This window comes from Pectobacterium peruviense, from assembly GCF_003312355.2.
Taxonomy (GTDB): domain Bacteria; phylum Pseudomonadota; class Gammaproteobacteria; order Enterobacterales; family Enterobacteriaceae; genus Pectobacterium; species Pectobacterium peruviense.
Genome location: NZ_CP161826.1, coordinates 4,125,396 through 4,138,339 on the forward strand (window position 1 = coordinate 4,125,396; position 12,944 = coordinate 4,138,339).

A 12,944-nucleotide genomic window follows, 5' to 3' on the forward strand; every position below is an offset into this window, starting at 1 on the left:
GTGTTGTTAAAATAAAGAAACATTATGCAAGCCACCATCACCCCCACTCTCGATGCCGAAGCGGAAGCACCACCCGTAAATTCACGCAATAAAGTGATTGTTGCGTCACTCATTGGCACCGCTATCGAATTTTTCGATTTTTATATCTATGCCACCGCTGCGGTGCTGATTTTCCCGCACATTTTCTTCCCACAGGGCGATCCGACTGCCGCCACGCTACAGTCGCTGGCAACCTTTGCGATTGCCTTTGTGGCTCGTCCTATTGGCTCGGCGGTATTCGGTCACTTTGGCGATCGCGTCGGACGTAAAGTCACGCTGGTCGCGTCTCTACTGACAATGGGTATTTCGACCGTTCTGATCGGACTGTTACCCACCTACGAAACCATCGGTATTTTTGCACCAATTCTGTTGGCCATCGCTCGCTTCGGTCAGGGCTTGGGCCTTGGCGGTGAATGGGGTGGCGCGGCGCTGCTGGCGACCGAAAATGCCCCGTCCAATAAACGTGCACTCTATGGGTCGTTCCCCCAGCTTGGCGCACCGATTGGCTTCTTCTTCGCTAACGGCACCTTCCTGCTGTTGTCCTGGCTGTTGACGGAAGAACAGTTCATGAGCTGGGGCTGGCGTGTGCCGTTCGTTGCGTCTGCCGTGCTGGTGTTGGTTGGCCTGTATGTCCGCATATCACTGCATGAAGCTCCGGTCTTTACCAAAGCGGTCAAAGCCGGTAAGCAGGTACGTATGCCGCTGGGCACGCTGCTCAGCAAGCATATGAAAGTCACGATTCTCGGCACCTTCATCATGCTGGCGACCTACACGCTGTTCTATATCATGACCGTGTACTCCATGACGTACGGTACGACGCCAGCACCTAAGGGACTGGGTTTCTCACGTAACAGTTTCCTGTTGATGCTGATGATCGCGGTGATCGGCTTTGGTCTGATGGTGCCAGTCGCAGGCTATCTGGCGGATGCCTTTGGCCGCCGTAAGACCATGATTACCATTACCTGCCTCATGATCGTCTTCGCCATGCTGTTCCCTTATATGCTCGGTTCAGGCAATCAGGCGCTGGTGATGGGCTTCCTGGTGTTGGGTCTGAGCATCATGGGGCTGACGTTCGGCCCCATGGGTGCCCTGCTGCCGGAGTTGTTCCCGACGGAAGTCCGTTACACCGGCGCGTCATTCTCCTATAACGTCTCGTCGATTCTCGGCGCATCGGTTGCACCGTATATCGCCGCGTGGCTGACAGCCAACTACGGCCTGTTCTATGTCGGCGTTTATCTGGCAGCCATGGCGTCACTGACGCTGATTGCGCTGCTGTTAACTAAAGAAACGCGTCACCAGTCTCTGGGATAATTTCCCTTCCGTGAGGGCTACGGCCCTCACTGCATCTTTCCTGTTTCACGCTGGCACCAGCCCGTTACCACCTCAAATCATCACCTTTTGTTATTATCACTTTGATACATTTCCGCATTTACCACGCTAATTAAGCGAGGTATACCAACAAGCCTGTCGATGTAACAATCAAATTCGGTGGCGTATGCCTGTCGATACTGAATGTCAGTCGATCCGGCTTCTACGAGGCCCAGAAGCGTGCCAAGGCGCCTGTTCAGCACAGTTGCCCTGTGGTTGTACAACTCAAGGCATCGTTGAACGTTTTTTCCTGAGTTTAAAAATGGAGCCTGTCTGGAGGCGCGATTACGCCAATCATGCCGAGGCGATAAGAGACATCACGGAATACATCGTTGGGTATTATAACAACGAACGGCTTCACTCAAAGCTGAGCTCTCTACCACCGACCGTATACGAACGGACGATGGCATCAGAACCACCTGTAGAAGTGTCCTGAATTAATTGACCAGCGCGCGAGCCTTCTGATAGCGTGAAGCCCTATCAAGGTGATCCGGGAGCACGGCAATGAAACACATACACTTGGCAGGTGCGTTGCTCGCTCTTTCTTGCTTCAGCATAGACGTCCATGCCGAAGGAAACTGCCCGCCAGGTTCCTACCCGATTGGCGGAGGTGCCACAGCAGGATGCGCTCCTATTCCCGGTAACGGCAGCGGACAACAGCAAGCGCCCAGTGCTCCCGAGCCTGTGTGGGAGGATCGATGGGGCGCAATTGCATTCGATGGACCCAAATTCATATTGGGTGCATCCGCTGAGTTCCCAAGTGAGCAAGCCGCAAAGTCGGCTGCGCTGAATCACTGCAAAGTCAAAGGTGGTGACAACTGCCAGATCGAGATTTCCTATGTAAACGGCTGCACCGCTTTTACGATCGGCGAACGGAACTATTACCGCGGGGCCATGGCCACACTTCACCAAGCGGTTGCCGATGGCTTGAAAAAGTGTAATGAAACAGACAAGAAATGCGAGACTTACTACAGCGCTTGCAGTCCTCCAGTCCGTATCCGTTAGCTGAAATTTTCAAACAAGAACAGGTGAGTTTCTTGAGGCATCGTACGGAGCCACCAGGTCAAGCTCCGCTGAGCAGCACGTACCTCACCTGCTCTCTCGCACTTCGATTAACTTCGATTTTTTGCCGCTTCCATTTCTTCAAGTCATACTACACGCGCACCGTACAAGCGTGTCACAGGGGCAATCGTCATCACCTACCGCGGTATGGAGAAGATCAATGCCCAGCACGGCATCGCCTCCGATCAGCGCGCCTGCAATGCAGCCGGCACGTTGGCTTTAGCGGCTTGTCAGTCAGGGTTTAAGCAGATCGATCATGTGGCGCAGGGTGAGAACGGCAACAAACTCATTGTAGTTCAGGGTACACGGCGAATTCCAAGGTGATCCATGTGCCCACCGTGCACCCGAGCAAACACTTTCTTTCAACACTTTCCTACATCGAGGTTGGAATCGCATGAAAACAGCAACCGGAATTTTTACCCTCAGCCTCGCACTCGTTATGTATGCGTCGGGCGCACAGGCGAATGAGAGCACCGCTCAGGTCATCAAACGTCAAGCGCCAGCAGGCATTACCGATGTGTTCTATAGCTGCGTTGAAAATGCGGGATCAGAAAACATCGCACTTGCTGCATGTCAATCTGCGGAGAAAAAACGACAAGACGCACGATTGAACGCTGCTTATAAAGCGCTGCTCAGCAAACAGAGTGGCACGGCCAAGGACAATCTGATCCGCGCCGAGCGCGCCTGGCTCGATTTCCACAGCGCCAGCAAGACCTTTGAGTCGTCACTCTATGGCAGCGAAACGGTGAGCAGCTTTGAAGTCATGCAGAGAGAAATTTTTCGTCTCTGCGAACGCACCAATGTTTTGGAGGAATATTTGTCGATCGCAAACGATCAGTAGCCGCAACTTTCTGTTCAATGGAGCAGACCATAGCCAATCAAAATGACAACGCCGCCAGCATCACCGACATCGATACTCACGATGTCGGTGATGCTGGCGACACATATTTCGTTGTGGGTCGCGGCACCGAGGGAGGTTCCTCCTCTTTTCACTTGTCCATCGCAGAGAGGCGTTCCTCCCCCTGAAATCATCCCCTAACCTCCACCATTGAAGCCAATCGCTCTGCACCGCGTGCTTCACCAGCGATTGTAAAAGACCTCAATATCATCGAATATGGCAGCCATTACCTGTTTTCTGCTGCACATGAGTTATGGACTTGTCGCCTTTAGGCAATCACGTTACAGCGCAGAGACTGAATCAACGCATTGATTGTAGAAAATAATTAAATCATGGACTTATAGATAGTATGAAAATCGGTCTGTTTTACGGCTCAAGCACCTGTTACACCGAAATGGCAGCGGAAAAAATTCGCGACATGTTGGGCGAAGAACTGGTGGATCTGCACAACGTTAAGGATGTCGACCCTCAACGTATGGAAGACTACAGTACGCTGATTCTCGGCATCCCAACCTGGGATTTCGGTGAGATTCAGGAAGACTGGGAGAACATCTGGGGCCAGTTAGCAACGCTGAACCTCAAAGGCAAAGTCGTCGCACTTTACGGTATGGGCGACCAGCTTGGCTACAGCGAATGGTTCCTTGATGCGCTGGGCATGCTGCATGAACAACTGCTGCCGTTAGGTGTCACATTCATTGGGTACTGGCCAATCGATGGCTACGACTTCACCAGCCCAAAACCGCTGGCTGCTGACGGCAAACATTTTGTCGGGCTGGCGTTGGACGAAGTGAATCAATACGATCTCAGCGATGAACGGCTGGAGCAGTGGTGCGAACAGATCCTACAGGAAATGGCGTCACTGCTGTAAACGGTACGCGTCAACAGGGGTAAACACGATGAAGATGTTACTCATCGCAGTCGCAGGATTATTGCTCGCAGGCTGTGCGCAAACAGGCACTGAGGAATACGCCAAAAATCTGGGCGGGAAATGCGATGTGCCGCAATATTACGATATCGATTTCTCAAGGTTTGATGAGACGGCACAGCAAATAGCGCACGCGACAGGCTGCGGCATCATCACCGATACCTCGCTGACTGGCGCCATTAAGCCACATCCCGTCAAAGGCTATCTGACAAGGCGGGAAGCGGTGTTTATGGCGATTCAGGGTACATCGTTGAAGGTGACCAAACAGGAACCGGATACGGTTAGCGTCGAGTAAAACGTTCGCGGATACCTCTGTGACGTATCCGCGAATATTGATATCCGTAAAGCCTGAAGTCGCTTAGCGCTTTTGTAACCAGCGGTTCCGCGCGGCGGTATCCATAAAGCTCCACGCGACAAAGCGGCTTTGCTTCTGGCCTTGCGCCATATCTATCGTTCTGACCTTTTCCACCTCAACCGCTTCCAGCGCACGATAAATCTCCGGCAAGTTCTCTTTGCGCGATACGAGCGACGTAAACCACAGGCACTGACGGGCAAAACCGGCGCTCTCTTTGATCATCTGACCAATGAAGGCTAACTCGCCACCTTCACACCACAGCTCGTCCTGCTGACCGCCAAAATTCAGCGGGGAGCGTTTATCCAGCCCCAGATTATGCAACTTGCGCTGCGATCCCTCGCGGGCATCCTCCGCGGAGGCATGGAACGGTGGATTACACATGACGGCATCAAACGTGTCGTTCTTGTGAATAATGCCTGCCAGTATCGCTTTGCTATTTTTCTGACGGCGCAGGCGAATCGATCGGTTCAAGCCAGGGTTCGCCTCAATCGTCTCATTGGCCGCTTTCATCGCCAGCGGATTAATCTCGCTGCCAGTAAAGCGCCAGCCATATTCACGGAACCCAATCAGCGGGTAGACGCAGTTAGCGCCGCAGCCGACATCCAGCACGGATGCATCACGCGGTACCACCGAACGGTTATCTTCCGCCAGTAAATCAGCAAGATGGTGGACATAGTCAGCGCGACCGGGGATCGGTGGGCACAGAAAGCCGTCTGGAATCGTCCAGTGCTCAATCTGATAAAAATGCAACAACAACGCCTGATTCAGCGTTTTCACCGCCTCGGGATTGGCAAAGTCCACTGACTCATCACCGTAGGCATTCACCTTCACAAACGGGATCAGAGCAGGATAGCTCTGCTTGAGCGAGGGAAAATCATAACGGTCGCGATGGCGATTACGAGGATGCAGACCATTTTTTTGCACTGCGGGCTTAGTCATCAGTTATACCCAATAGATTGTTATACCCTACAGATTGTAAGGCACGGTCAGGCGGTGACCGAATAAACTCAGGTTCAAACAGGGAAAAAGAGAAAGGAAAGCCGACATTCCCCTGACGGGAACAGCCGATATCCTATCCTCACGAAGCGGCGTAAGATACCTGCTGCGATTATTTCCGTAAATCATCGTGGTGATTTTTCTACACACGGGGCGCGATACACCGCGTAAAAATGCGTCGTTATCTCGCCCAGTGCTTCTGCTGCAAAAGAAGCTGACGCAGATGGCGCCACTCTTCATCGCCCATACTGTCTGATGCCAGCCACAGCTGTTGTTTTTCTTTATCGTTAACCGACTGCAACGCCAACAACACGCCATTTTTCAAAAGCCACGGTCGTTTGACGATCTGCCATTCCTTCTGCCGCCAGTTCAGGGTCGTTTCGCTAAGCAAAACGATTTCCCCCTGTCGGGATTTGATATTCCTTTGGCTACGAATAAAACCGAACATAACCATCGTGACCAGGCATAGCCATAGCCATGCATAGCCGTCCGGCCACGGTGCCAGCAGAATGAGCAACACTAATAGGCCATGCACAACCAGTGACAGCAGTTGCATGCGCCAGGAAACGCGAAGGTCACATTGCCACTGGGCCACGATCTTTATTTCGCGTCTGAATAAGGGAAATCATGCGTTTCAACTCTCCGTCCTTCGGTTCACCGTGGTTCATCAGCCAGTTGAATAAATCAGGATCGTCGCTTTGTAACAGGCGTACAAACGTGCGCTTATCACTGTCATTAAGTGTGTCATAGTCATGCTCAAAAAACGGCATGATCGCGATATCCAGTTCACGCATACCACGGCGGCATGCCCAATGAATGCGTGATTTATTATCGATTTCCATATTTCATGTCCACCTTGTTATCGCTGCTTGCCGCTAGTGTACTCTGATTCCGGTAGCGGGTATCAACTAATAGTAACATTTTGACATAGTTTACCCGCATGCACTGCGCCAAGTGCGTTCATCAGCATCAAGATGTGCTATGCCATAACGCTGCGTGAATAACCACTTGCAAACCCTGAGCGCTCTTTTACCATTAGGCCATTCGGGTATCGCCCTTAGCGCAGGATTGTACTATATGGTTAACCAACATACGGCCCATCAACTTCCGTTTGCCTCACAGCTCCCATTTGCTTCCGCCCAACTGGCCGCCACGCTCATCTCACTGGATGACTGGGCACTGTCCACGCTGGTCGGGCCGGATACCGTCAAGTATCTTCAGGGGCAGGTCACCGCAGATGTCGGGGCGCTGCCTGACGATGGGCACATCCTTTGCGCCCACTGCGACGCGAAAGGGAAAATGTGGAGCAACCTGCGTCTGTTTCATCACGGCGAAGGCTTTGCTTTCATTGAGCGCCGTAATCTACGCGACGCCCAACTTAGCGAACTGAAAAAATACGCCGTTTTCTCGAAAACGACCATCGCGCCAGACGATAACGCTATCCTGCTGGGCGCCGCGGGTGCAGGTATCCGCGAGTTGCTGGCCTCTGTATTTAGCCAACTTCCAGATGCCGAGCACCCTGTCGTTCAGCACGAAGGCGCAACCTTACTGCATTTCACCCATCCTGCAGAACGTTTCCTGTTGGTGCTGTCTCCTGAGCAGAGCGCTTCGCTGCTTGAACAGCTCGGCGATAAAGTCAGTTTAAATGACAGCCGTCAGTGGCTGACGCTAGAGATTGAAGCAGGTCAGCCCATCATTGACAGCGCAAACAGTGCGCAGTTCATCCCGCAAGCGACTAATTTACAGGCATTAAATGGGATTAGCTTCAGCAAAGGGTGCTATACCGGTCAGGAAATGGTCGCTCGAGCAAAATATCGCGGGGCGAATAAGCGTGCGCTCTACTGGCTGGCGGGTAAAGCAAACCGGGTGCCTCAGGCTGGGGACGATCTCGAATTGCAACTTGGCGAGAACTGGCGTCGTACCGGGACAATATTGGCCGCCAGCCAATTGCAGAACGGTGACGTGTGGGTGCAGGCGGTGTTGAATAACGATCTGAACGCAGAGAATATCCTGCGCGTACGTGACGATGCCGAAAGCCAACTCACGGTTCAACCTCTACCGTATGAGATCACGGATTAATCCGACGAGTGACATCACGCATGAGCCAGTTAGGCTCATGCGTTTTATACGAACTTAAATATAAAGATAAATCGCCAAAAAGTGGCAAACGCTGCCGCCTAAAACAAATCCGTGCCAAATCGCGTGATTATAGGGAATGCGCTTACTGGCGTAGAAAATCACCCCCAGCGTATACACCACGCCGCCCACCGCCAGCAGCGTCACACTCCCCGCCGACAGCTTCATCACCATCTGATAAATCACCACCAGCGACAGCCAGCCCATGACCAGATAGGTAATCAACGACAGCACTTCAAAACGGTGGGCAAACGCCAGCTTGAAGATCACACCCAACAACGCCATGCTCCAGATGACAACCATCAAGCCATGCGCCAGCGGTGAATCCAGCCCGACCAGCAAAAATGGCGTATAGGTTCCGGCAATCAATAGATAAATAGCGCAGTGGTCGAATTTTTTCAGCCACGGTTTGATGCGCGGCGAGGGAATCGCGTGGTACAGCGTCGACGCTAAAAACAGCAGGATAATGCTGCCGCCATAGAGGCTGTAGCTGGTAATCGCCACGCTGCCAGCGTCATTGTTGACCGCCTGTACCAGCAGTAAAACCAGACCCACAATACCGAAAATCACACCAATTCCATGGCTTATGCTATTCGCAATTTCCTCTGCCAGCGAGTAGTCCGACATCTGTGCATTTTTTGACATCAATAGGTTCCGTAGTATTAACAGTACACATTCAACAGCGTCGTGCGCTGACGTCATCCACCTTACCTTTCCCGTTCTTGTGCAGGGCGAAACAGGCGAAGTGTTTAACCTTTGAGCAGATTAACTGAGAATAGTTTCAGTGTACACGTGTAAGCTAAAATAATTATTCCCGCCTTACTTTTGGCTTCTCCGCCCTCTTAACGTGCGATCATGCATGTCAATCTCGGGCAACATCCCCTAGAATGTCCGACTTCGATATCTTCCTGTTTTTTGAAGGGCTCTGTCGTCCTTATCGGTTATTCGCATTAACGGTTATCCGGTTCAGACGCTCACAGCGCCTTTCTGTATTTGTCAGTGCATGATTTTTACTGCATCGTTTTCACTGCAAGAGGTAAGCTTTTCATGTCATCTTCCCCATCTATTCTGAATTTCGGTTCCATGACCGATGTCTTCGGCTTTCTGATAGAAATCGATAAATTGAAAAGCGTGCAGCGTCGCACAAAGATTATCGGCAGCGAACGTCACGAAGATTCTGCCGAACACAGCTGGCATTTTGCCGTCGCCGCGATGGCGCTGGCGCCTTACGCGGGTGAAGGCGTAGATATTCAGCGCGTGATCCAAATGGCGCTGATTCACGATATCGTCGAAATCGATGCGGGCGATGTGATCGTTTACGATCTTTCCGCGCGTCTTGCGATTCACGACCAGGAAGTCGCTGCCGCAGCCCGCATTTTCGGCCTGCTGCCGGAGCCGCAGCGTCAACAATTCCACGATCTGTGGGAAGAATACGAAGCGAATGAAACCCCCAGCGCCCAGTTTGCTCTGGTGCTCGATCGCGTTATGCCGATGCTGATGAATCTGTACAACGGCGGCCAAAGTTGGGTAGAAAACGGCATCCGTCTGGAACAGGTTCTCGACCGCGCCGAGTTCATCGCCACGATCAACCCGGAACTGTGGCAATACATGAAGCAGCATCTGGAAGACGCCAAAGCCAAGGGATGGTTGCTATAATTCGGTTTTCCCGATAGACGCCCCGTCGCCGGGCATTCACGTCAGGAGAGGGTGATGTCTTTAAAAACAATCGCGAATAACCTGGGTTTGTCGGTGGCGGCGGTGAGCCGCGCTCTGAACGGTCATCGGGATATCTCCGAAGCTACGCGCCAGCGTATTCAGGAAGAAGCGGAACGCATCGGCTATCGCCCCAATACGCACGCGCGACGACTGAAAATGGGCAAAAGCAATGCGGTTGGGCTGGTCTATCCCTACGCCTCCTCCCTGAGTAACGATATCTTTTTTGAGATGATTGGCGCGATCAGCAGCAAACTGGCGCAGCACGACGTGGATTTTCTCCTACTGGCAGACGAACAAGACGCCTGTCAGGGCGCTGTCCGGTTGATCACCAGCCACCGTATCGACGCGCTGATTGTGGCACACACGTGCGAACAGGATGCGCGACTGATGTTGCTACAACGCCACAAGGTGCCTTTTCTGGCGCTGGGACGCAGCCAGCTACCACACCCTTACGCCTGGTTCGATTTTGACAACCGCGCAGGCATGGCGCTGGCGACTGAACACCTGATTACGCTCGGCCACCGCCGCATCGCCATGTTAAGCGAAGACCATCCGCAGGCGTTCATCATGCAGCGCCGTCAGGGTTATCGCGATGCTCTGCAACGCCACGATTTGCCGTTTCACGATGCCTATCTGCGTGGTGTTGATCCAACACGTCGCGCGGGCTACCAGGCCATGCTCGACCTTCTGGCGTTACCTGAACCGCCAACCGCGATTGTGATGGATGGTAACGTTCACGGCGACGGCGCCGTTGCCGTATTGCAGCAGGCTGGTCGCCTTTCCGGTTCACATCCTATCGCGTTAGTGATGTATGACGGTTTACCACAGGACAGCCTGACCGACCTCAACGTAACCGCAATAGAACAGGCGACACGCGAACAGGTTGGCGAACAGATTGCCAGCATGACGCAGGCGCTCATCGCAGGCGAAGCCGTAGAAAATTTGCAGGTGTTATGGCAGCCGACGCTGCGCATCGGTAAAACGAGTTTTCCCGCCTAAGCTATTCCGCCCCCTCTCTCATAAAGACATCGGTTGGTTTTTTATGCCAGCCGCCAGCGAGACGCCGTTCACATCTTCATCGAAATTCGCTCCCATTTACTGACGATTATTTTAACAAAATCACATTTCTTAAACGTTTAAGTTGATGACTTAAACGTTTAAGCTTTCACTGAAAGGCACAACTTGCAGTTTGGTCGTAATTTGGAGCCTTTCTTATGATGCGTGATATTGTTCAATTAACCAGCGCAGCGTGCGATGTCATCGTGCGCTGCGCCCCGGCAGCAGAAATTCTCTACTGGGGGCCACAGCTGCGCGGTTTTTCGCCAGAAGATATCGTTTCTCTGCAACGCCCCGTCGCCAATGGTCGTCTGGATGTCGATCTCCCCCTGACGCTGGCGATGGAATACGGACGTGGTCAGTTCGGTTCACCGGGTATTGAAGGCCACCGTTCAGGTTACGACGCCGCGCCGATCTTCACGACCACGCAGGTTGATGTTCAAGACAACACGCTCACCATCACGGCAGACGACACACAGGCTGGCCTTCGCCTGACCAGTGAACTGCGACTGGATCCGCAGACCGATGTGCTACAACTGCGCCACACGTTACAGAATCTGCGCGCTGACGCCTGGCAAGTACAGCGTCTTGCCGTCACGCTGCCCGTCCCAGAACGAGCGAGCGATGTCATGGCGTTTCACGGTCGCTGGCTGCGTGAGTTTCAGGCTCATCGCCTCACGTTGCAGCACGGCGGTTTTATTCAGGAAAGCCGACGGGGAAGAAGCTCGCACGAATATTTCCCTGCCTTTATTCTCGGTGAGTCCGCGTTTAGCGAACAGCGTGGCACCGTCTGGGGCGTGCATTTAGGCTGGAGCGGCAACCACCGTCTGCGTGCCGATATCAAAACCGACGGACGTCGCGTCGTACAGGCAGAAGCCCTTTATCTGCCGGGCGAAATCACGCTGGCACAGTCGGAATCGCTCACGACACCGTGGGTCTACGCGGCGTTCTCCGACACTGGCCTGAACGGCATGAGCCAGCGCTATCACACCTTCTTACGCCAATCGCTGATCCAATTCTGCGGCGATAAGCCCCGCCCGGTGCACCTCAATACGTGGGAAGGGATCTATTTCGATCACTCCCCAGAGTACATCATGCAGATGGCGAGCAAAGCAGCCGACGTCGGCGTAGAGCGCTTCATTATCGACGACGGCTGGTTCCGCGGGCGTCATCACGACAGAGCCGCGCTCGGTGACTGGTATCTGGACGAGGAAAAGTACCCTAACGGGCTGATGCCGGTCATTGAGCATGTCAAAGCGTTGGGAATGGAGTTCGGTATTTGGGTCGAACCGGAGATGATTAACCCCGATTCCGATTTGTTCCGTGCTCATCCTGAGTGGGTGCTGCAATTGCCCGGCTACGAGCAGCCCACGGGTCGCTACCAGTATGTGCTGAATTTAAACCAGCCCGACGCCTTCGCTTATTTACTGGAGCGACTGAGCTGGCTGCTGGGCGAGCACCCTGTCGATTATGTGAAATGGGATATGAACCGCGAACTGGTGCAGCCCGGCCATGAAGGACGTCTGGCCGCCGATGCGCAAACCCGACAGTTTTATCGCCTGCTCGATACCCTGCGCCAGCGTTTTCCCCATGTCGAATTTGAATCCTGCGCCTCCGGCGGCGGCCGCATCGATTATGGCGTGCTGGCGCGCACCCAACGTTTCTGGGTATCGGATAACAACGACGCGCTGGAGCGTCAGACCATCCAACGCGGTATGAGCTACTTCTTCCCGCCAGAGGTGATGGGGCAACACATCGGACACGCCCGCTGCCACGCCACGTATCGGCGTCACACTATCGCGTTTCGCGGCCTGACCGCCCTGTTCGGCCATATGGGAATCGAGCTCGATCCTGTCAAAGCCGATGATGACGAGCTGGAAGGCTATCGCCACTATATCCAGTTGCATAAAACGCTGCGCCCGCTGCTGCACAGCGGCACAACCTGGCGGGTCGAGATGCCGGACGATACGGTGCAAGTCACTGGCGTGGTGAGCCGCGATCGGCAGCATGCCGTTTTCCAGGTAGCCCAGTTGCGCATGCCAGATTATTCGCTAGCAGGCACGCTTCGCTTCCCTGGCCTGCTGCCTGACGCACGTTATGAAATCAAACTGCTGGACGGCCCGGAAATCAAAACGGTGCGCGAAGGTGGCGGCACCATGCGTGAACTTCCACCTTGGTTACGCCAACCGCTGGTGGTGTCCGGCGATTGGCTGATGCAGGCCGGTCTTGCCCTCCCCATCCTGACGCCAGAAACCGCCATTCTGGTCGAGCTTTCCGCGGTACCGGAGAGCACCAGCAGCTAGCTTTTTCCCCAGCCCTACACATTCGCAACACGACCGCGCGGGACAGCACTGTCCCGCGTCATGATGACTTCTGCCCTCTAGGAGGGAATA

General features: G+C 53.6%; 15 protein-coding genes and 1 pseudogene. 11 read left to right on the forward strand and 5 right to left on the reverse strand.

The window, feature by feature from the left end; translation table 11 throughout:
* Positions 1-24: 24 nt before the first annotated feature.
* The 5 genes and pseudogenes from DUT67_RS18515 (at position 25) to DUT67_RS18535 (ending at position 3,310) form a co-directional block, all read left to right on the forward strand.
* The gene (locus tag DUT67_RS18515; RefSeq protein ID WP_048258763.1) at positions 25-1,350 is read left to right on the forward strand and encodes an MFS transporter; all 1,326 of its coding nucleotides are present in this window, start codon (positions 25-27) and stop codon (positions 1,348-1,350) included.
* A gap of 289 nt (positions 1,351-1,639) precedes the next feature.
* Positions 1,640-1,843: pseudogene (locus DUT67_RS18520) on the forward strand (IS3 family transposase); the annotation flags it as partial.
* A gap of 68 nt (positions 1,844-1,911) precedes the next feature.
* Positions 1,912-2,412 carry a DUF4189 domain-containing protein gene (locus DUT67_RS18525; RefSeq protein WP_011092374.1) on the forward strand — a complete coding sequence of 167 codons (501 nt, stop codon included), beginning with the start codon at positions 1,912-1,914 and terminating at the stop codon, positions 2,410-2,412.
* A gap of 204 nt (positions 2,413-2,616) precedes the next feature.
* Positions 2,617-2,793 carry an XVIPCD domain-containing protein gene (locus DUT67_RS18530; protein WP_368350105.1) on the forward strand — a complete coding sequence of 59 codons (177 nt, stop codon included), beginning with the start codon at positions 2,617-2,619 and terminating at the stop codon, positions 2,791-2,793.
* 70 nt (positions 2,794-2,863) lie between these two features.
* Complete coding sequence (locus tag DUT67_RS18535; protein ID WP_011092372.1) at positions 2,864-3,310, forward strand: lysozyme inhibitor LprI family protein; 447 nt, start codon at positions 2,864-2,866, stop codon at positions 3,308-3,310.
* Between the two features lie 14 nt (positions 3,311-3,324).
* Here the strand turns inward: DUT67_RS18535 and DUT67_RS18540 are convergent, their stop codons facing one another.
* Positions 3,325-3,501: a hypothetical protein gene (locus DUT67_RS18540; protein WP_189339491.1), complete on the reverse strand. Its 177-nt coding sequence runs from the start codon at positions 3,499-3,501 to the stop codon at positions 3,325-3,327.
* A 215-nt stretch (positions 3,502-3,716) separates the two neighbouring features.
* Here DUT67_RS18540 and fldB point away from each other — a divergent pair, with 215 nt between their 5' ends.
* Both fldB and DUT67_RS18550 read left to right on the forward strand, forming a co-directional pair.
* A complete protein-coding gene (gene fldB, locus DUT67_RS18545) occupies positions 3,717-4,235 on the forward strand; it encodes a flavodoxin FldB (RefSeq protein WP_113632084.1) in 519 nt (172 codons plus the stop codon).
* Between the two features lie 28 nt (positions 4,236-4,263).
* Complete coding sequence (locus tag DUT67_RS18550; RefSeq protein WP_113632085.1) at positions 4,264-4,587, forward strand: hypothetical protein; 324 nt, start codon at positions 4,264-4,266, stop codon at positions 4,585-4,587.
* A 63-nt stretch (positions 4,588-4,650) separates the two neighbouring features.
* Here DUT67_RS18550 and rlmF read toward each other — a convergent pair whose 3' ends face one another.
* The 3 genes from rlmF to sdhE all read right to left on the reverse strand — a co-directional run bounded on the left by rlmF (position 4,651) and on the right by sdhE (position 6,485).
* Positions 4,651-5,586, reverse strand: coding sequence for a 23S rRNA (adenine(1618)-N(6))-methyltransferase RlmF (gene rlmF, locus DUT67_RS18555; RefSeq protein ID WP_113632086.1), 936 nt, complete (start codon positions 5,584-5,586; stop codon positions 4,651-4,653).
* 238 nt (positions 5,587-5,824) lie between these two features.
* Complete coding sequence (locus DUT67_RS18560; RefSeq protein WP_072061993.1) at positions 5,825-6,238, reverse strand: protein YgfX; 414 nt, start codon at positions 6,236-6,238, stop codon at positions 5,825-5,827.
* Complete coding sequence (gene sdhE, locus DUT67_RS18565) at positions 6,219-6,485, reverse strand: FAD assembly factor SdhE (protein WP_039303362.1); 267 nt, start codon at positions 6,483-6,485, stop codon at positions 6,219-6,221. The genes DUT67_RS18560 and sdhE overlap by 20 nt, the downstream gene beginning before the upstream one ends.
* A 235-nt stretch (positions 6,486-6,720) precedes the next feature.
* Between sdhE and ygfZ the strand changes: the two genes are divergently transcribed.
* On the forward strand, positions 6,721-7,722 hold the full coding sequence (ygfZ, locus tag DUT67_RS18570; RefSeq protein ID WP_113632087.1) for a tRNA-modifying protein YgfZ: 1,002 nt from the start codon (positions 6,721-6,723) through the stop codon (positions 7,720-7,722).
* A gap of 54 nt (positions 7,723-7,776) precedes the next feature.
* Here the strand turns inward: ygfZ and DUT67_RS18575 are convergent, their stop codons facing one another.
* The gene (locus tag DUT67_RS18575) at positions 7,777-8,424 is read right to left on the reverse strand and encodes a hemolysin III family protein (protein ID WP_113632088.1); all 648 of its coding nucleotides are present in this window, start codon (positions 8,422-8,424) and stop codon (positions 7,777-7,779) included.
* Positions 8,425-8,826: 402 nt separating this feature from the next.
* Between DUT67_RS18575 and DUT67_RS18580 the strand changes: the two genes are divergently transcribed.
* The 3 genes from DUT67_RS18580 to DUT67_RS18590 all read left to right on the forward strand — a co-directional run bounded on the left by DUT67_RS18580 (position 8,827) and on the right by DUT67_RS18590 (position 12,854).
* A complete protein-coding gene (locus DUT67_RS18580; protein ID WP_048258756.1) occupies positions 8,827-9,435 on the forward strand; it encodes an HD family hydrolase in 609 nt (202 codons plus the stop codon).
* 54 nt (positions 9,436-9,489) lie between these two features.
* Positions 9,490-10,494 carry a LacI family DNA-binding transcriptional regulator gene (locus DUT67_RS18585; RefSeq protein WP_113632089.1) on the forward strand — a complete coding sequence of 335 codons (1,005 nt, stop codon included), beginning with the start codon at positions 9,490-9,492 and terminating at the stop codon, positions 10,492-10,494.
* Positions 10,495-10,709: 215 nt separating this feature from the next.
* Complete coding sequence (locus DUT67_RS18590; RefSeq protein ID WP_113632090.1) at positions 10,710-12,854, forward strand: alpha-galactosidase; 2,145 nt, start codon at positions 10,710-10,712, stop codon at positions 12,852-12,854.
* The last annotated feature ends 90 nt before the right edge of the window (positions 12,855-12,944 follow it).

Bases quoted from the DNA above. Each gene is read 5' to 3' on its own strand.
- DUT67_RS18525 (WP_011092374.1), top strand. From the start codon at position 1,912: ATGAAACACATACACTTGGCAGGTGCGTTGCTCGCTCTTTCTTGCTTC.
- DUT67_RS18575 (WP_113632088.1), bottom strand. From the start codon at position 8,424: ATGTCAAAAAATGCACAGATGTCGGACTACTCGCTGGCAGAGGAAATT.
- DUT67_RS18550 (WP_113632085.1), top strand. From the start codon at position 4,264: ATGAAGATGTTACTCATCGCAGTCGCAGGATTATTGCTCGCAGGCTGT.
- fldB (WP_113632084.1), top strand. From the start codon at position 3,717: ATGAAAATCGGTCTGTTTTACGGCTCAAGCACCTGTTACACCGAAATG.
- ygfZ (WP_113632087.1), top strand. From the start codon at position 6,721: ATGGTTAACCAACATACGGCCCATCAACTTCCGTTTGCCTCACAGCTC.
- DUT67_RS18535 (WP_011092372.1), top strand. From the start codon at position 2,864: ATGAAAACAGCAACCGGAATTTTTACCCTCAGCCTCGCACTCGTTATG.
- DUT67_RS18585 (WP_113632089.1), top strand. From the start codon at position 9,490: ATGTCTTTAAAAACAATCGCGAATAACCTGGGTTTGTCGGTGGCGGCG.
- DUT67_RS18515 (WP_048258763.1), top strand. From the start codon at position 25: ATGCAAGCCACCATCACCCCCACTCTCGATGCCGAAGCGGAAGCACCA.
- DUT67_RS18580 (WP_048258756.1), top strand. From the start codon at position 8,827: ATGTCATCTTCCCCATCTATTCTGAATTTCGGTTCCATGACCGATGTC.
- rlmF (WP_113632086.1), bottom strand. From the start codon at position 5,586: ATGACTAAGCCCGCAGTGCAAAAAAATGGTCTGCATCCTCGTAATCGC.
- DUT67_RS18540 (WP_189339491.1), bottom strand. From the start codon at position 3,501: ATGATTTCAGGGGGAGGAACGCCTCTCTGCGATGGACAAGTGAAAAGA.
- DUT67_RS18590 (WP_113632090.1), top strand. From the start codon at position 10,710: ATGATGCGTGATATTGTTCAATTAACCAGCGCAGCGTGCGATGTCATC.
- sdhE (WP_039303362.1), bottom strand. From the start codon at position 6,485: ATGGAAATCGATAATAAATCACGCATTCATTGGGCATGCCGCCGTGGT.
- DUT67_RS18530 (WP_368350105.1), top strand. From the start codon at position 2,617: ATGGAGAAGATCAATGCCCAGCACGGCATCGCCTCCGATCAGCGCGCC.